Annotated in this window: 16 protein-coding genes; 10 read left to right on the forward strand and 6 right to left on the reverse strand. The window is 43.9% G+C overall.

Going from position 1 to position 16,877, the window contains the following annotated elements; translation table 11 throughout:
- Positions 1 to 2 precede the first annotated feature (2 nt).
- Together JMX07_RS00465 and JMX07_RS00470 are read left to right on the forward strand one after the other, a co-directional pair.
- A complete protein-coding gene (locus tag JMX07_RS00465) occupies positions 3 to 1,196 on the forward strand; it encodes a patatin-like phospholipase family protein (RefSeq protein WP_201605275.1) in 1,194 nt (397 codons plus the stop codon).
- Positions 1,193 to 2,020 carry an SDR family NAD(P)-dependent oxidoreductase gene (locus JMX07_RS00470; RefSeq protein ID WP_201605277.1) on the forward strand — a complete coding sequence of 276 codons (828 nt, stop codon included), beginning with the start codon at positions 1,193 to 1,195 and terminating at the stop codon, positions 2,018 to 2,020. The genes JMX07_RS00465 and JMX07_RS00470 overlap by 4 nt, the downstream gene beginning before the upstream one ends.
- A 26-nt stretch (positions 2,021 to 2,046) precedes the next feature.
- Here JMX07_RS00470 and JMX07_RS00475 read toward each other — a convergent pair whose 3' ends face one another.
- The 3 genes from JMX07_RS00475 to nadA all read right to left on the reverse strand — a co-directional run bounded on the left by JMX07_RS00475 (position 2,047) and on the right by nadA (position 6,182).
- Positions 2,047 to 2,940: a phosphatidate cytidylyltransferase gene (locus tag JMX07_RS00475; protein ID WP_179798650.1), complete on the reverse strand. Its 894-nt coding sequence runs from the start codon at positions 2,938 to 2,940 to the stop codon at positions 2,047 to 2,049.
- A 121-nt stretch (positions 2,941 to 3,061) separates the two neighbouring features.
- Positions 3,062 to 4,972: an L-aspartate oxidase gene (nadB, locus tag JMX07_RS00480; protein ID WP_201605279.1), complete on the reverse strand. Its 1,911-nt coding sequence runs from the start codon at positions 4,970 to 4,972 to the stop codon at positions 3,062 to 3,064.
- Positions 4,973 to 5,042: 70 nt separating this feature from the next.
- A complete protein-coding gene (gene nadA, locus JMX07_RS00485) occupies positions 5,043 to 6,182 on the reverse strand; it encodes a quinolinate synthase NadA (RefSeq protein WP_201605281.1) in 1,140 nt (379 codons plus the stop codon).
- Positions 6,183 to 6,542: 360 nt separating this feature from the next.
- On the opposite strand from nadA, the gene JMX07_RS00490 reads away from it, so the two are divergent.
- The 3 genes from JMX07_RS00490 (at position 6,543) to JMX07_RS00500 (ending at position 9,539) form a co-directional block, all read left to right on the forward strand.
- Complete coding sequence (locus tag JMX07_RS00490) at positions 6,543 to 7,574, forward strand: NUDIX hydrolase (RefSeq protein ID WP_201605289.1); 1,032 nt, start codon at positions 6,543 to 6,545, stop codon at positions 7,572 to 7,574.
- Between the two features lie 160 nt (positions 7,575 to 7,734).
- The gene (gene nadC / locus JMX07_RS00495; protein WP_201605291.1) at positions 7,735 to 8,595 is read left to right on the forward strand and encodes a carboxylating nicotinate-nucleotide diphosphorylase; all 861 of its coding nucleotides are present in this window, start codon (positions 7,735 to 7,737) and stop codon (positions 8,593 to 8,595) included.
- A 302-nt stretch (positions 8,596 to 8,897) separates the two neighbouring features.
- On the forward strand, positions 8,898 to 9,539 hold the full coding sequence (locus JMX07_RS00500) for a MarC family protein (RefSeq protein WP_082624565.1): 642 nt from the start codon (positions 8,898 to 8,900) through the stop codon (positions 9,537 to 9,539).
- Positions 9,540 to 9,688: 149 nt separating this feature from the next.
- Here JMX07_RS00500 and JMX07_RS00505 read toward each other — a convergent pair whose 3' ends face one another.
- Complete coding sequence (locus tag JMX07_RS00505) at positions 9,689 to 10,291, reverse strand: LysE/ArgO family amino acid transporter (RefSeq protein ID WP_201605293.1); 603 nt, start codon at positions 10,289 to 10,291, stop codon at positions 9,689 to 9,691.
- Positions 10,292 to 10,457: 166 nt separating this feature from the next.
- Here JMX07_RS00505 and JMX07_RS00510 point away from each other — a divergent pair, with 166 nt between their 5' ends.
- The 3 genes from JMX07_RS00510 to JMX07_RS00520 all read left to right on the forward strand — a co-directional run bounded on the left by JMX07_RS00510 (position 10,458) and on the right by JMX07_RS00520 (position 12,640).
- Complete coding sequence (locus tag JMX07_RS00510; RefSeq protein ID WP_201605662.1) at positions 10,458 to 11,186, forward strand: hypothetical protein; 729 nt, start codon at positions 10,458 to 10,460, stop codon at positions 11,184 to 11,186.
- A gap of 175 nt (positions 11,187 to 11,361) precedes the next feature.
- Complete coding sequence (locus JMX07_RS00515) at positions 11,362 to 12,048, forward strand: hypothetical protein (RefSeq protein ID WP_201605295.1); 687 nt, start codon at positions 11,362 to 11,364, stop codon at positions 12,046 to 12,048.
- A gap of 40 nt (positions 12,049 to 12,088) precedes the next feature.
- Positions 12,089 to 12,640, forward strand: coding sequence for a hypothetical protein (locus tag JMX07_RS00520; RefSeq protein ID WP_201605297.1), 552 nt, complete (start codon positions 12,089 to 12,091; stop codon positions 12,638 to 12,640).
- 154 nt (positions 12,641 to 12,794) lie between these two features.
- Here the strand turns inward: JMX07_RS00520 and rluB are convergent, their stop codons facing one another.
- Positions 12,795 to 13,721, reverse strand: coding sequence for a 23S rRNA pseudouridine(2605) synthase RluB (rluB, locus tag JMX07_RS00525; protein WP_201605664.1), 927 nt, complete (start codon positions 13,719 to 13,721; stop codon positions 12,795 to 12,797).
- Between the two features lie 322 nt (positions 13,722 to 14,043).
- On the opposite strand from rluB, the gene folD reads away from it, so the two are divergent.
- Together folD and JMX07_RS00535 are read left to right on the forward strand one after the other, a co-directional pair.
- Positions 14,044 to 14,922 (forward strand): bifunctional methylenetetrahydrofolate dehydrogenase/methenyltetrahydrofolate cyclohydrolase FolD, encoded by an 879-nt coding sequence (gene folD, locus JMX07_RS00530; RefSeq protein ID WP_201605299.1) that lies wholly within the window; start codon positions 14,044 to 14,046, stop codon positions 14,920 to 14,922.
- 99 nt (positions 14,923 to 15,021) lie between these two features.
- Positions 15,022 to 15,540 (forward strand): phosphate-starvation-inducible protein PsiE, encoded by a 519-nt coding sequence (locus JMX07_RS00535; protein WP_201605308.1) that lies wholly within the window; start codon positions 15,022 to 15,024, stop codon positions 15,538 to 15,540.
- 80 nt (positions 15,541 to 15,620) lie between these two features.
- On the opposite strand, the gene corA is transcribed toward JMX07_RS00535, so the two are convergent.
- Complete coding sequence (gene corA, locus JMX07_RS00540) at positions 15,621 to 16,775, reverse strand: magnesium/cobalt transporter CorA (RefSeq protein WP_413786646.1); 1,155 nt, start codon at positions 16,773 to 16,775, stop codon at positions 15,621 to 15,623.
- Positions 16,776 to 16,877 lie beyond the last annotated feature (102 nt).

Raw genomic sequence — 16,877 nt, forward strand, 5'->3', positions numbered from 1 at the left:
AGATGAATAATCAGCTGGTTAAACCTTATGAGCGTGTTCAGCTTTTCTCAGGCGGAGGCTCACGTTTTGGTTATTATTTGGGCAGTTATGCAGCCCTAGCAGCGCATGATTTGACGCCAGACATTATCGTTGGTACTTGCGGTGGTAGTTTGTCTGCCTACTTAGTACACCTTGCGCCTGACCCTAAAGATTTGCAAGCATTGATGTGCAGCCGTGAGTTATATCGTGTCATCACTGCCATCAGACATGTCGCGCCAGATGAAGCCAATAAACGTCTAAAGCTGCGCTATATGACACATGCACTCAAACGTTGGCGGTTATCAAAGCAAAGGGATAATGGACAAGGACAACGTCAAGCAGACAGTTACGAGCGACTGTTAAATGAGCTACAGCAGTTGGCAATGTTTCGTATCGATAACGAGCAGTACTGGCTGGATGAGCTGTCGCAGTTTGCTGCTAGTGATAGTGGTAGCGCTGCTGGTAAAACAACGCCAGAGATAGCTATCATTGCCAGTCGATTGTATCAAGCACCTGCTGATGGCTTATGTAATAAAAAACCTGTACTGCAAGAGTTGTTATTTGCGCCGCCGTGCTTAGCAAATTTACCAAATTCTGCATCAGGTCTGGCTGACGAACAAATAACGTCACCAGCGCATATATTTGCAAACGGACGCATACACCCGTCTGTAAAAGTACAGACGCAATGGGATTTTGCCCCAGTGATTCGCGCGTCTATGGCTGACATGTACTATCTACCGCCAACACATATCACAGAGCTTGGCTGGTGTTTAGGAGGTGTGATTAATCTCACACCGATTGAGTTGGCCTGTCAGTTGGGTGATAGCGTATTTGCAGAGACTAAGGCAGGTTATGACCCATGGCTGGCTGCTCCCGCGATTCAGCGCGTCTTTGGTTTTGATCCCAATGAGCGCTTGGCAGCAGTACACAGTTATCAACCAGTCAGTGTGTCGGCGCTCACTGAAACCATTAATAAAAACCGTCAGCTACATTGGTTACCATTTGCAGATAACAAGCAGCAACTGAGAGGGCAAAATGTGCAAAAGCGGTTTAACCTAAAGCAAATGACTGTTGAGCTAATACACACCGACTATGACGGTTTTGTGCAGCAAATGCAGGCGCAATGGCAATATGGCTATCAGCGTACGGTCAACTATATACAGCAACATAAATTATGAAAAACATCGCAAAAGGTATCACTAGAAACCATGCGCCGCATATCATTATCGTTGGTGGTACGAGTGGCATTGGCTTGGCATTGGCGTTGCATCATCAGATGCTTGGCTGGCAGGTGAGCGTTGTTGGTAGTAGCGCAGCAAAGATAGCCGATATCAATAGCCAGCATCCTGCTATCGTAACTTATGTGTGTGATTTAACTGAACCAAATCAAACGCAAACGTTATTAGACAATTTGTCAGGTATTAGTTTTCAAAGGCTGATCTATAGTGCTGGTAGCTATACCAATGAGCGTATCCATCACTTAAATCAAGCAGATAGCGACCAAATGCTAGCGATCAATTTACAGGCGTTTGAGCAAGTTTTTAGATGGGCAAGCAGTCAATTAAAGCAGCAGTTAAAACAGCAATATCAGTCATTGGACGCTAGAAAAAGCGATAAACCTAGCATTGTCTGTATTGCCTCTATCGCAGGTACGATAGATTATCCTTATGCCAGTCTTTATGCAAAAAGCAAACGTGCAATGATTGCGACTGCTAGTGCTTATCGAGCAGCACTTGTACCTTATGATATCCAAGTGAACTGTATTGCCTCAGGCTATATCAATACTCAAGCATTGCGTGATTTAAACGATGGCGATGCTAGCCATAAGCCATTTATCATGAGCACGCAAGCGGCGGTTGATCATATTATGCAAGCGATTGACGATGATGTAGAGCTGGCGATATTTCCACGCTCGATGCGCTATATCACAAGTTTTTTAAACCATTTACCAAAGCCTGTGCTCAATTGGATATTGCGCAGTAAACTAGATAAAGCCAAATAATATGACTATCAATACTTTGACTAGGTTTAACCAAGTAACCAGTAGAGTAAGGTAAATACTGGAACTCCAATCAGTAAACTGTCTATCCGATCTAAGACCCCACCATGACCAGCGAGCATCGTTCCGGTGTCTTTTACCCCGTGCTGGCGCTTAAAGGCTGATTCTAATAAGTCTCCAAAGATACCGCTCACCGCCAAGCCATAGGCAGCTAATAGACAGACCCACCAATCAAAAGGAGTGAGCCAAAGACCTAATACTGCTGCCAATATTGCCGCAACTAAACTGCCAAAGATAGCACCTTCAATGCTTTTATTGGGGCTAATAATCGGCGCTAGACCTCGTTTAAACAGCTTACGTCCAAGCAGTCTTCCGCATAGATATTGGGCAATATCATTAAACTGACTGGCAAATAATACGAAGAGTAAAACACCATATTGTTCGCGTTGCCAGGTCAGTTGCTGCAAGATAATAAGGCTAATAATGAGTGAGAGGAAAGTAACACTCAGTAGCAGGTCTAAGAAGTTGAGCCGCGTATAGTGTTGAGTCAGATTGAGAGAGGTTTTCGCTAGCAGGGGAGTACTTGGCTGTAAACCTTGCCCTTGGAGTTTATGAATGAGCACGGCTTTACTGCGTAAACACCATAGGCGTTTAATCTCGTAGCTGCCGCGTAGACCAATTAATATAAAAAATAAAATGAGCAGCCATTGATAGGGATATGCTTGCGAATAAGAACCTGGCGTATCGTGCGTTATTTTTGCAATCACATAGCAAGTGCAGAGCGCGGCTAACATCAACCACCACGAGCGGGCTATCAAGTAGATTTTTGGCAAACGTTTGCGCAGACGAGGTACGGCAAGTACACTCCAAGCCAAACTGACGATTATCATTAGGGCAATCACAAACACAATATCAGAAGCCATACCGTGGACACTCAAAGAAGAGGTAATATTTTAAGCCTATCCATAATGATAGCTTAAATGCCTCTTTAACTATAGTGTTAGATATCGCCCTTGATGGGCTTCGCTATTATTTATCGTAAGCTTAAATATGGTCAGTAACAGGTATTGGATAACGCTCGTCTTCTATAATGTGAGAAAAGGAGTTAAGCGTAGTTTTTCTTAATGGCAGAATGATACTGGTCAAAGGCGTTTCAGCTAAGTCAGGATAATCCTCACGATAATGCCCACCGCGACTTTCGAAACGCTGATAAGCCGATTGAACAATCATCGCTGCTAACGCTAATTGCCTCGCCAATTGAAAAATGGCAAGCTCACTGTCAGTAGTAGGGGCTTTACTACTCATATCAGATAGCATGGTTTCAGTATGTTTGATTGATTCTTGCCACTGCTCAATTTGTTGCAATGCTTGCTCTAACTGTTTGGCACTACGCGTGATGCCCATATTAGCTGTCAAAAGAGCTTTCAACGCTATAGTTATCCCTGCAATATCTACGTCAGAATGAAATGCTTTATCAGCCTTATAAATTGGGAGTGATGACTGCTTAGAAGAGGGTAAGATAACAAATTGCGTGTTTTCTAGTGTCGGAGATTGCCAAATATCGGCAGCCAACTGATGCAGTCCATAATAGGTAGTCGTATGTGGCTGTGCCATTTTTTCTAAAGCTTCAGCCGTTTTCTCTAAAGCCTCTAAGTTCTTTAGGCGTTCCAATTTTTTTAGATAACGAGGCAGATTAGCGGCGATGTTGCGACCAACTACCACACACTCCAACAATGAATTACTTGCTAAACGGTTGGCCCCGTGCAGCCCTGTATAAGCAACTTCACCTGCTGCATACAGCCCTGCAATGTCGGTCAAACCATTAGCATCAGTCACTACGCCACCACAACTATAATGGGCAGTCGGAGCGACTGGAATAGGGTCTGTGGTCATATCGATGCCGAGTGCTAGCAGCGTCTGATAAATCTGCGGGAAATGTGCCTGTATAAATGCGGCTGGCAAGTGACTGACATCAAGGTTTACGTAGCCAAGTCCGTTACTACTAATCTGATTAGCTATTGCCCGAGCGACGATATCGCGTGGCGCCAACTCAGCGCGCTTATCAACGTCTAACATAAAGCGCGTACCAGTCTGTGGACAATAGAGTCGTCCACCTTCACCGCGTAACGCTTCAGATATCAAAAAACTGCTGTCATCTAATGCCAGACCCGTCGGATGAAATTGTACAAATTCTAAATTTGCCAAGCGGCAGCCTGCTTGCCATGCCATCATGACGCCATCACCAACACAGACATTAGGCGCGCTGGCACGCTTAAATAACTGACCTAAGCCACCACTAGCGAGTACGACAGCTGAACTATGAATGGTGAGTTGGCGCTTATTTACATGATCAAAGACCAACGCCCCTCGGCAATGTTTGATCTCGCTATCGTTCATACTAAAAGAGGAGCTGCTAATCAGAGGTGAAGTCAGTAACTCTAATGCTTCATGATAAGGCAAGATAGTGATATTGGCCGCAGTCTGTGCTTTGATGTTTAATGCGTCCATCACGTGTCGACCTGTTGCATCATCCGCATGAGCCACACGTCTACAGCCATGACCGCCTTCTTTAGTCAAGTGTAAGTCACTGGTTTTTAAGACTGAAAAATCAGGTGTATTATCATTTTCTTTAGTTAAATTAGATTGAGTAAATGGCACACCTTGCTCGCATAGCCACTGCACTGCTTGCTGTCCTGCACCCAAGATACGAGCAGTATTGTCCGTCGCACACAATCCTGCACCAGCGATTAAGGTATCAGCGACATGATCAGTCACAGAGTCTGCTTTGTCTAAGCTGGCTGCGATACCACCTTGAGCGTAGTGACTTGAGCACACCTCAAGTGCGGCTTTGCTTAAAACAGTGATATTCAGTGATTTTGGCAGAGATAGCGCGGTGCTCAAGCCTGCCAGACCAGCCCCAATAATAAGAACATCAGTTTTTATCATATTACTCATATCACTGCTGCTCCTGTTATTTTCATAGCGAGTGGTGCTGGGACGATCAACTGAATGCGACTGATTCATGCTAGGCTGCCCCAACGTTAGCGAACAGCGCACGGTCTTTGACAATGTCGCCACTGGCGGCTACGCGTTGCTTTTGTGCTTCAGCAAAATCGAGCATCCGTTGTAAAGGTTTCTTAGCTGCTACTGCCAGCTCAGGTGTCATAAGTACTTCACAGCTTTGATTGGTTAAGCACTGCTCAATACCTTTTAGACCGTTCATGGCCATCCAAGGACAAAACGCACAGCTCTTACAGCTTGCACTCTCACCAGCAGTCGGTGCGGCCAAGAATCGCTTGTTTGGCGAGCGTTTTTGCATCTCGTGCAATATGCCCAAATCAGTAGCGACGATAAAGGTATCAGCATCCATCTCATACGTTGATTGCAAAAGCTTGCTAGTCGAGCCGACCACATCGGCTAGTTCAACCACGCTATCAGGTGACTCAGGATGCACCAAGACTTTGGCCTCTGGATGTTCCTCTTTTAATTGCATTAGCTCAGTGGCTTTAAATTCGTTATGTACCAAGCAAGACCCTTGCCACAGCAGCATATCTGCACCAGTCTCACGAGCGATGTATTTGCCTAAATGACGGTCAGGGCCCCAAATAATCGGCTCACCTTGGGCATGCAGATGACGGACGATGTCTATACCGACAGATGAGGTGACCACCCAATCAGCTCTCGCTTTTACCGCGGCGCTGGTATTGGCGTAGACGACAACAGTACGCTCAGGATGGGCATCACAAAATGCTGAAAACTCTTCAGCAGGACAGCCCAAATCAAGCGAACATTCGGCTTCTAAATCTGGCATGAGGACAGTCTTTTCCATGCTTAATATTTTTGCTGATTCACCCATAAAGCGCACACCAGCGACAACCAATGTTTGGGCGCTATGAGCTTGTCCAAACCGAGCCATTTCAAGTGAGTCACCGACGCAGCCACCGGTTGCCAATGCCAAGTCTTGGATAAAAGGGTCGACATAGTAGTGTGCTACCAGTACGGCATTATTCTCTTTTAGTAGCTTTTTGATATTTTCTTCGACTACGATGCGTTCAGTGCGAGGCAAGTCTGCTGGCATTTTAGCCTTGGCGTATTCAATGTTCATCTGAGTGGCGATGCGATTGTCCGTACTCATGATAGGTGCGTCGTAAGGATATTTTTTCATAATGGCAGCCTTTTTTGGTGCAATAACGATAAATGTGTGTGCTAAAAAATGGGTAATTAGACATAACAAATTTATAGGTTATCTTAATTATGCTCATTTTGAGCATAATTACAAGTGGTTTTTTATACTCAATAAGTCAAAAGATTGGTTTTTAGTGCTCAAAATGACGTGCAGTTAAGCCGTACTGAGCTTGGAAATGGTACTAATTCATGCCCCTTATAACTATTTATCGATATTGATTTTTCATACTTACAACCACAGACTATGATAGTTTTAGATTCGAGCTATACTAAGCCATACCATAGCTATTAACCCCAATAGCCTTTCACATTTCAGAGAAAAAGGATAATTCCCAAAGCCATGACGTTGTCTTATTCACATGCGCACCAGCAAGGTAGCGGCACGACAGAAGTGGTCGCCGTATTGGTCGCTATCACAGATCATATCGCGCGCGTTCTAACCGTTGACCAAGGTAAGCTGTTGCCAAATGGGCCACTTATGCCGCTACATCGCTCGTTACAAGCAGGTGTGCGTCAATGGGTAGAGGAGCAAACGCAGCAACCGCTTGGATATTTGGAGCAGTTATATACCTTTGTCGATACTAACAGGCGTAATATTGATGGCCATGCGTTGGTGTATGTGAGTTATTTAGGTTTGGTGCAAGAGACGCAAACGCAGGCACTCCAAAGCAAAGCACTCTGGCGAGATTGGTATGATTATTTCCCATGGGAAAATCATTTGGACGGTATGCCTAGTATTATTATGGACTTTATCGTGCCTGCGCTACTTGAATGGGCCAATACTGCCAACGACTCGATTGTCCAACAGCGCAGGCGTCAGCGAGTTGGCCTGTGTTGGGGACTCAGTGAAGCGTTTTTGGCAAGTGGTCAACTACCAGACAGCCAATCAGTTAGCGAGCAGGATAATGAAAGTAGGGAATGGATCGCAGAGCATGTATTGCTACGTTATGAGATGCTTTATGAAGCAGGTCTAATCCCCGAAGCACCTAATTATCCGCCCAACTATCAGGTTGTTGCTTTGCCAGAGGACTGGTCACAGCGCATAGGCGTACCGATGTATTATGATCACCGCCGCGTGATTGCTACTGCTATCTCAAGACTGCGCGCGAAGATTGAATATAGACCGCTTATTTTTGGTCTGATGCCAGACGTCTTTACCTTGTCGCAGTTGCAGCAGAGTGTTGAGGCGTTATCAGGAGTTTGTTTGCATAAGCAAAACTTTCGTCGATTACTTGATTCACAAAACTTGGTAATGGAGACTGGGGAGAGTAGCAGTGCTCAGCGCGGTCGCCCTGCCAAGCTATATCGCTTTCGCCATGATATCGAGCTACAGAGTTTATTGATGGACAGTAAACTTCCCAAGCGCAAATAGTCATTTCAAGCCAGTCCGTTTTATCTCTAAAGTGGTTTGTAAAACGAAAAACTTGTCACCTTTCCTTGCAGGGTCGCTAACTTTACGCTATATTTATGCTCATTTTGAGTTTAAATGACGAGCAGTTTCTATCAATATCATGCCTAGATAAGGGTCAAAAATGACAATTGAACAAGAGCCAGCATTGGATGTTGTATTGCTTAAACCATTGGTTGAGAATGCATTAGCTGAAGATTTGGGTAGGCGTGGTGATGTAACGTCACAAGCTACTATCCCAGCCGATATGCAAGCGCAGTTGCAGATCAAAGCGCGGCAAGCAGGCGTGATATGCGGTATCGATTTGGCACGCTTGTCTTTTGCCTTAGTCGATGCGCAAATTGAGTTTATTGCACAAGTACAGGATGGCGAAACAGTAGAGGCTGGTGCAGTGTTAGCGACCGTAAAAGGTAACGCGCGTCACTTATTGACAGCAGAACGCACGGCACTGAACTTTATGACCCATCTCAGTGGTATTGCGACAGCGACCCGTCAGATTGTCGATAGTGTGGCCCAATATCCTGCGCAGATTACTTGTACACGCAAGACCATTCCAGGCTTACGTATCGTACAAAAATATGCGGTACGCTGCGGCGGCGGACGCAATCATCGCTTAGGGTTGGATGATGCGATTTTAATCAAAGACAATCATATCGCTATTGCTGGTGACATCAAAACGGCCATTCAGCAAGCACAGAAATTTGCTGGGCATCTGATTCCTATTGAGGTCGAAGTCGATACGCTAGAGCAATTAGAGCAAGCGCTCGATGCAGGTGTGAGTTTAGTGCTATTAGATAACATGTCGCCTGAAACATTGTCGCAAGCGGTTGCTATGTGTCAGGGGCGCGCAAAGACTGAAGCCTCAGGTGGTATTACGCCCGAAACGGTACAAGCGGCTGCAAGTACAGGGGTTGATTTTATCGCGATGGGTTATTTGACGCACAGTACGACTGCTTTGGATATTGGGCTAGATTTTAGTGCATAAATATAGATGTGCTAAAGGTTAATAGCGCTACATGCGCTCGATTTTATCGAAAAGACTATCAACGAGTTAGTAAAATGGTAATTTATACTGATAGCTTTTACTGATAATCGGTTAAATGCTTGTTTTTACACTGAAGCTTTACTAAGGTGACATGTAGGCGTAACGGCGCAAAGTTAATGATTTTCTTAGCTTATCTGCCTATGCTACAATGCCGTTTTTAACTGCCTATTGGGTCATCGTTGCACTCGCACGATGGCCTTATCTTTTTGCACAAGCGGTATCAATAGACAAGCGAGCGCTCAGTGAATACTGAAATTATCAAGATAATCCTAGCCTTTATGGTATTGATCAATCCATTTAGCGCATTGACGTTATTTTTAGATTTGACTCGCGGCTATTCGATGAACAATCGACGTAAGGTCGCGCGCGTTGCTTGTCTGACCATTTTTATCACCATCAGCTTTTTTACGATTGCAGGTGAGACGCTACTAAAAACCCTTGGTATTTCTATCGGCTCGTTCCAATTGGCAGGCGGTATATTGGTGTTTTTAATTGCGCTAAATATGATGAATGGGGAGGGTAACCCGGTTAAACCTGATCAAGAGAATTTTGATGTTGATCATGTGAAAGATGCGCCAGTTTCAATGGCAGCTGCTGTGGTTCCCCTCGCGATTCCGATGATGATTGGGCCTGGTGGTATCTCTACGGTTATCATTTATTCTTCACAAGTATCAGGTATTTTGCAGGTATCTGCCATTTTGATTGCTGGCTTATTTATCAGTCTGTTTTGCTACTTAGCATTGATGGCGGCAGGTCGTATCAGTCGCTTACTAGGTGATACTGGCTTGAACATCATGAGCCGAATCATGGGGATGCTATTGGCCGCCGTTTCTATCGAGATTATCGTTAATGGACTGCGTACGCTCTTTCCTAGCTTGATGTAAACGATCAATACAATATTACCGCTAACCATATATATTTATACAGTGGTTAGCGGATATCGACGTCATTCAGTATTATCCAATACGTCGTTTACTTAATATTCAGTTTATTCAACACTCAGCTTATCTATCATTTCTCAGTTATACCTCTATCAGCTTTGATACAAATGCCAAGCCAGATAGAGCATTAGCAACCCTACCAAAGCGTCCAGTATGTTCCATGCTTTAGGCTTCTCAAATAGAGGCCTGAGTAATCGCGCACCATACCCAAGCGCAAAGAAGAAAAAGAACGAAGCGCTAATTGCACCTGCGGCAAACGTCAATTTACTGCTTGCGCCCGTAGAGACCATGCCGACGAGTACCAATGTGTCTAGATAGACGTGCGGGTTTAACCAAGTAAAGCCAAAGCATAGTAACAAGGCTTTTTTTAAGCTAGTGACGACTTGTCCTTCAACAGTCAAAGCGTGTGACACGCGTACGCTGGCATACAAACTCTGTACACCATATCCTAATAAAAATATAACGCCTGCTATTTTTGCGATATCTATAACGTGAGGATAGCGAGCTGTAACTGCACCAAAACCACCAACGCCTGCTGATATTAAAAATGCATCGCTCACCGCACAAAACAAGCAAACAAAAAATATGTGCTCGCGTTTGAGGCCTTGTTTGAGTACAAAAGCGTTTTGGGAACCAATAGCAATGATGAGAGATAACCCAAGTAGGAAACCAGAAATATAATCGGGAGCATTCATAATACGGTGCTTAACGGTTGGCGTGTAGGAATGGTGACATTTTGCTTACTGGCAGGCCAGCAAAAACCTGCTAAGATACGCTATTGAATGAATGTATGCAATATGCGCACAATGTGAGTGTAATAGATGAGGGGCAGAGCAAGTCATGGTAGTCAGTTTGACAAGAATGCTACAGTCATTTGGGCAAGCTCAAGATGACCTACCGACATTGGCAGCAAAGAATGCTCAGGAGATGAGCGTCAATCATGAACAGGATGCTGCTGCCAATAGTGATAGCAATCACGCAGTACAAGAGCGTTCTACACTGACTCCGCCTGAACGTGTAAACCGCATATGTGATGCGTTGGCACAAGTGAGTGATAGCCAATCATCCACGCCTTTGACCGATCGCTATCTGAGTAATCGTGCTCAAATGCGCCCAACCAATAGACCGCCTTTTGACCCAGATACTTTGTGGTATCTCAAACATGGACGTTGTCCGATTATGACTGAACTTGTTGATGTGGTCGATGAGGCCACCCTAAATGCCATGCCTATTGAAGCCGTTGCGATATTAGATCGTATCAACGGTAAGCTAAAGCGTTATCGTGAATGGAGTAGTGAGCTGAACGAACAGCAACAGCAGCAGCATAACGAGCGTCAGTTCGTCATCGATAAATTGGTGTCCGAAAGTATCCCTGAAGCATTACATCATTATGAGCAGCTACAACGCTTTAGTCCGCATCGCACCAAAAATAACATGGTGCAGGGCAAGATGACTGCTGGTGATATGCTGACAGATTTGTTCTTAGAGATTGATTATGAGCTTGACGAATTATTGGATGAATTGCATCAGACAGTCTTAAACCGCCTTGCCTCAACTCATCGTTATGTTAAGAGCCGTACGCAAAGTTAAATTTTCTCTGATGACACTTTCTCTCGTACATTTGCAAAGGTTAAGTATTATCAAAAAACACAATCGACCTAGTGCATAACAATATAGGGCTTTAATAGAGCCTTATTTTTTTGTTTAATAATAACAACCACAAAAAATCAGCCACGACATTCTGATAAGTAATAAGGACAATATAATGACCCAAATGACTGCGATGTTCGTAATGTTTGTTTTGTATGGGCTGTTGCCAGCGGCTGGGTTATATCTAGGTTATCGTGGCATTAAAAAAGTCACAGCACCCAAAATGCTCGAATATAAGGCGATGCCGCAACTGGGTTATATACCTGAAAAAAGCCTACCTGTCGACATTAAAACTGCTTTGGAGCAAATTAATACAAAGGGTGAAAAGCTGCGGGTCATGTATGGCGATACCAATAACGATGGCAAGATTGATGATAAAGATACCGTCAACGAAACTTATATTATGATTCAAAACCTAATGGATAGGCATGTGCCACAAGCAGTCGCTGACTATCGTCGCTTGCACGATTTAGATGTGACAGATAGTGCGCTTGCTGATACTACCAAAATTAAACATTCTAATGTCACTGGTAAAGAAGCCTTATTAGATGTGCTTAAGACAATTAACACACAGTTCGATGACCTGCTCAACGCGTCATATCATCAAGACGGTCAAAAACTACTTGCAACCAATCGCTATCTCCAGAAACGTTTTGACAATCCTACTAGCAATGCAGATATTAAAAAGCCTGATAGTAATGCCAATAATAATATCAGTAGTGATGCGAGCAGTGATGTAAATATCCAAGCGATTGAAAGCCCAATTGGTGAAAATGTGAGTGCTAAAGACATTAAGCTATAAATACAAAGTTGAATGGTGAAAGGATAAAGAGCAAGCGTATATGAGTATCTTAATAGGCATCGGTATTGTAACGACCGTCACTACCTTTTACTTAGGTAGAAAAGGCTGGCAGGCTTTTCATAAAGCCGTCGGTATCTCACCTGGCGTACTCACTTATCAGGATTACAATGCGCCCTTGTCATTAGCCACATTAAGCTTGCAGCAGTTAACGTTGAATAAACAGCACTTAAAAACATTGCCTGAGCAGCAACTGCGCCAGTTAAAACGCATCGATGAAAAAGTAAGCAGTTATCAAACCTATCAAGCGGCTCAATATGCTCAACATAAGACGCCAGCGATAACAGAAGCACAGTTTGTATTGAATAAAATGCTGCAAACACGGTTACCCGAAATGCTAGCTACTCATTACCAATTAACAAATATAAATGCCAAGAATGCAAATAACGACAAGAGATTGGAAGCTAATGAGTTATTGCAGAGTGTTTTAGATAATATCGAGCAGCGTTTAGATAGACTCCTGGCGCAAATGGATGAGGAGCAGCTACAAGAGCTGCGAGTCATGAAACAGTATATTAATAGTCACGATAGCTGAGTCGTTATATCTATACTGAGCGACTGTGACGCCTGTAAACTTTGAAGCCTATATAAAGACACAAAAAAGCGGTCAATGACTATTTATCATTGACCGCTTTTTTATGTTTATTCTAAATCTACTTAAGACTTAGAATAATGTTAAACCAATTTAACTAGCGCTTATCATTGCGATCACGGGTGTTACGTGTACCGCGGCTGGCAGGGCTAGCGCTACTTTTAGGTTTCGCACTACTGTTGCGATTATCGCTGCGGGTGTCAGTGCGACGCGCTTTAAGCGGCTTGTTTCTGATACGTTCTTGCTTCTCTTTAGCAGCGCCATGTAGACCCGTGCCATAACGTGGGCGTAAGCTGACCAAATCCGTCAACGTATTGATTTCTTTTTTATCAAGCTCTAAGAAACGACCAGTACGTAGCTCTTTTGGTAGAACAATCGTGCCATAGCGTGTACGTAGTAGACGACTAACTTTTAGACCTTGTGATTCAAACAAACGACGTACTTCGCGGTTACGGCCTTCTTTTAGCTGGACGTGATACCACTTGTTGACGCCTTCGCCGCCGCCTTCTTTGATGTCTTCAAATTTTGCAAGGCCATCTTCTAGCATGACGCCAGCGGTCAATGCACGGGCGATATCAGACGTTACTTCACCCAATACACGTACCGCATATTCACGAGTGACTTCACCAGATGGATGCATCAAGCGATGCGCCATTTCGCCATCATTAGTAAATAACAATAGGCCAGTTGAGTTGATGTCCAAACGTCCAACCATTACCCAGCGGTCATGAGTCAGCTTTGGCAAACGCTCAAAAACAGTTGGGCGACCTTCTGGATCTTTAGCAGAGCAAACTTCGCCTTCAGGCTTGTAGTAAGCGATAACACGGCGACGCTTCTCGTTTTCAGAAGTGTATTTGATTTGACGGCCATCAACGCGAATCTCATCACCTTGCGAGACGCGATCACCGATGGTCGCAGGACCATTGTTAACCGTTACGCGGCCAGATTTAATAACTTCTTCCATTTGACGGCGTGAACCAAGTCCCATACGGGCGAGTGCTTTCTGTAATTTTTCGTCTTTCATCATAATATCCTTGAGTCGGTGGGTTTACATTTCTCAATGTAAAAAATTGGATTGACTATTCTACGCTATTTTAACAAATTTAGCACGTAAACCAATACTTTACTGGTTAATGATGTATTCACCCATAAATACGTAATACTGTTTAATTGACTTATTATGAAAATTTATCAGTGCGCAGGCTTTATCTTACGCTAGGATTTTGTAGCGTACACAGGTACAATATTACTCTTAGTCAAAGATTGACGAACCAAAGGACAGGCATGCAAAGTATTTGCGCGCGCTGTCTTTATTTTTTTATATCGTACCCTCTATTGGAGTTACTATGTCTACTGCCCAAGAATCCGCTACCGTTTTGGACGGCAAAGCACTTGCCAAACAAATAGAACAGGATCTGCGCACGCGCGTAGATACGATTAAGGAAAAGACTGGCCGCACCCCAAGCTTAGCGACGATATTGGTTGGTGACGATCCAGCCTCTGCCACTTATGTTCGTATGAAAGGCAACGCTTGCAAGCGTGTTGGCATGGACTCTATACGCGTTGAGATGCCAAGTGCCACGACTACTGAGCAGCTCATGGCAAAGATAGATGAGTTAAATAGCAATCCAGATGTACATGGTATTTTGCTACAGCATCCGGTTCCTGAGCATATTGATGAGCGTGCTTGTTTTGAGCAGATTGACTTAGCAAAAGACGTCGATGGTGTGACTTGTCTTGGTTTTGGTCGTATGGCGATGCAGCAGTCAGCTTATGGCTCATGCACACCGCAGGGCATCATGCATTTGCTAGAGCATCATAATATCGAGCTATCAGGTAAAGAAGCAGTGGTCGTAGGGCGTAGTGCTATCTTAGGTAAGCCAATGGCAATGATGCTATTGAATGCTAACTGTACAGTGACTATCTGCCATTCAAGAACTCAAGATTTGGCAGCACATATTAAGCGTGCAGATATCGTGGTTGGTGCCGTAGGCGTACCTGAGCTGATTAAAGCGGAATGGATCAAAGCAGGAGCGGTTGTCATTGATGCAGGTTTCCATCCGACAGATGGTGGCGGTGTTGGTGATATCGAAATGAAAGGCATGGAAAACATTGCCAGCGCTTATACGCCAGTGCCAGGCGGCGTTGGCCCAATGACTATCAACACGCTTATTCGCCAAACGGTCGATGCTGCTGAAAAATCAGCGGGTTTGAATAAAGGCTAAAAAAATAGTCATACGAATACTGATTGCCGATATATAAGGGGCCTGAGGTAACATAGACTCAGGCTAAATCAACCACATTTCAGTTGATAGGACCTAAACATGGCTAAAAAAAACGTAGGTGTTCATGAGCGACTACAAAGTATTGGTAGAGAGTTTGTCGATGTCTGTCATTACGTTATTTTATTTCTAATCAGTGTGGTTGTCGTTTGGACTGCAGGTAAAGAGTTTATTTATATTGTCCAAAAGGGTTCAGCGGATCTAAAAGACATATTGATGTTATTTATTTACCTTGAGCTATTGGCTATGATAGGTATCTACTTTAAAACCCATCGACTGCCAGTACAGTTTTTGATATTTATTGCCATAACAGCATTGTCACGACATTTGGTGGTTGATGTGCAGGCGGTTTCAGACTATTTCCATTTATGGCTGCTAGCGACAATTTCCGTGGCCATCATGCTACTGAGCGGCTCTATTGTAATCCTGACTTGGACGGCCAAAACATTTGGTCGCCCAGAGGATAATCTTGATAAGCAGCATGCAAATCTAACAGTTAAGGCGCTATTGCCTGATAATGCTCAAGTACCTGATAGTCATACTAAGCATCGCCGTGAATAATTAGATAGCGTTACAAAAAGATAGCAACATAAAAAAAGAGCGACCAGTGGTTGCTCTTTTTTTATGCCTAGCGTTTGGTATTACAACCATTTCAATCTTTTGAAGTTATAGTACAGATAGCTACATAAGGCGATAATAATGACCATTATGACAAGGTAAGAGTATTTCCAATGCAGCTCAGGCATAAAGTCAAAGTTCATGCCATAAATGCCAGCGATAGCTGTCGGCACTGCCAGAATACCTGCCCATGCAGCGAGCTTACGCACGACTTCATTCTGACCCATATTGACCATCGCCATATAGGTGTTCATCACCACGCTCAGCATTTCATTAAGACCATTAATAGCATCTAGGGAGTGCAATAGGTGATCGTTAACATCGCGAAAGTAAGGCTTAGCGGCTTGAGAAAATCCAGAGATAATCTCACTTTTTTTATGATTAATAAAAAAGCTACAGATGTCTTGCACAGGTAAGATAATGGCGCGCATATGTACCAGTTGCGATTTGAGCTCATAAAGGTTTTTTAGCGTGCCTTTATCAAACTCAGAAGTAAATACATAGCGCTCCTGCTCGCGCAAGTAACGGCCCAATCGATCGGTAATCGGCATATAGTTATCAACGATAAAATCGAGGATAGCATGCAGTACAAAGATAGGGCCCATGCGTAGCTTTTCAGGGCGACGATGACAATGCTCACGTACTGGCGCATAAGAGTTTGACGGGCCATTACGAATCGTAATCAGGTAGTTTTTGCCCATAAATATCGCAGTCGTACCATAACGAATGACGTTGTCTTCGAGTTTGGCCGTACGTAGCACCACAAAGACCATATCGTTGTCGTAGTTCTCTACCTTGGCTCGCTGGTGGTCAGCAAAGGCATCCTCAATCGCCAATTCGTGTAGATCAAAGGCGTCTTTCACCTTGACCATGGTCTCTAGGCTGGGGTCGTAAAGACCGAGCCAAATAAACTGACCATTATTACTCAGCGCACGGCTCACATCAGTAAGGGCGATTTTGTCTAGATTTTCGCCTGTTTTTCGCGAGTAAGCGTAGCAATTAACCACTTCATCTTTACTTGATGAATCAATGTCTTCATAGCGCTCAGAGTCAGGATCGTAGACCGTCATGGTCTCGATGGTATCCTGAGTTGTGGCTTCAGCATCGCCGTAGATATAGCTGTCATCATCATCTAGATAGAGATGCCTGTCATTCATATTGGCATAAATGTGGCTCATATTAGAGTCAGGTGCAATGTGAGCCGTTTTTTTGATTAATTGGTTATTGTCGTTTTCCATATACTTTCCTGTCATATAATAAAAAAATTCAATAATCCAAAT

The sequence above is a fragment of the Psychrobacter immobilis genome, from assembly GCF_904846235.1.
GTDB lineage: Bacteria > Pseudomonadota > Gammaproteobacteria > Pseudomonadales > Moraxellaceae > Psychrobacter > Psychrobacter immobilis_C.

What these genes read in the sequence shown, in the direction of transcription:
- JMX07_RS00465 (WP_201605275.1), top strand. Translation starts at nt 3, where the DNA reads ATGAATAATCAGCTGGTTAAACCTTATGAGCGTGTTCAGCTTTTCTCA.
- JMX07_RS00470 (WP_201605277.1), top strand. Translation starts at nt 1,193, where the DNA reads ATGAAAAACATCGCAAAAGGTATCACTAGAAACCATGCGCCGCATATC.
- JMX07_RS00475 (WP_179798650.1), bottom strand. Translation starts at nt 2,940, where the DNA reads ATGGCTTCTGATATTGTGTTTGTGATTGCCCTAATGATAATCGTCAGT.
- nadB (WP_201605279.1), bottom strand. Translation starts at nt 4,972, where the DNA reads ATGAGTAATATGATAAAAACTGATGTTCTTATTATTGGGGCTGGTCTG.
- nadA (WP_201605281.1), bottom strand. Translation starts at nt 6,182, where the DNA reads ATGAAAAAATATCCTTACGACGCACCTATCATGAGTACGGACAATCGC.
- JMX07_RS00490 (WP_201605289.1), top strand. Translation starts at nt 6,543, where the DNA reads ATGACGTTGTCTTATTCACATGCGCACCAGCAAGGTAGCGGCACGACA.
- nadC (WP_201605291.1), top strand. Translation starts at nt 7,735, where the DNA reads ATGACAATTGAACAAGAGCCAGCATTGGATGTTGTATTGCTTAAACCA.
- JMX07_RS00505 (WP_201605293.1), bottom strand. Translation starts at nt 10,291, where the DNA reads ATGAATGCTCCCGATTATATTTCTGGTTTCCTACTTGGGTTATCTCTC.
- JMX07_RS00510 (WP_201605662.1), top strand. Translation starts at nt 10,458, where the DNA reads ATGCTACAGTCATTTGGGCAAGCTCAAGATGACCTACCGACATTGGCA.
- JMX07_RS00515 (WP_201605295.1), top strand. Translation starts at nt 11,362, where the DNA reads ATGACCCAAATGACTGCGATGTTCGTAATGTTTGTTTTGTATGGGCTG.
- JMX07_RS00520 (WP_201605297.1), top strand. Translation starts at nt 12,089, where the DNA reads ATGAGTATCTTAATAGGCATCGGTATTGTAACGACCGTCACTACCTTT.
- rluB (WP_201605664.1), bottom strand. Translation starts at nt 13,721, where the DNA reads ATGAAAGACGAAAAATTACAGAAAGCACTCGCCCGTATGGGACTTGGT.
- folD (WP_201605299.1), top strand. Translation starts at nt 14,044, where the DNA reads ATGTCTACTGCCCAAGAATCCGCTACCGTTTTGGACGGCAAAGCACTT.
- JMX07_RS00535 (WP_201605308.1), top strand. Translation starts at nt 15,022, where the DNA reads ATGGCTAAAAAAAACGTAGGTGTTCATGAGCGACTACAAAGTATTGGT.
- corA (WP_413786646.1), bottom strand. Translation starts at nt 16,775, where the DNA reads ATGAGCCACATTTATGCCAATATGAATGACAGGCATCTCTATCTAGAT.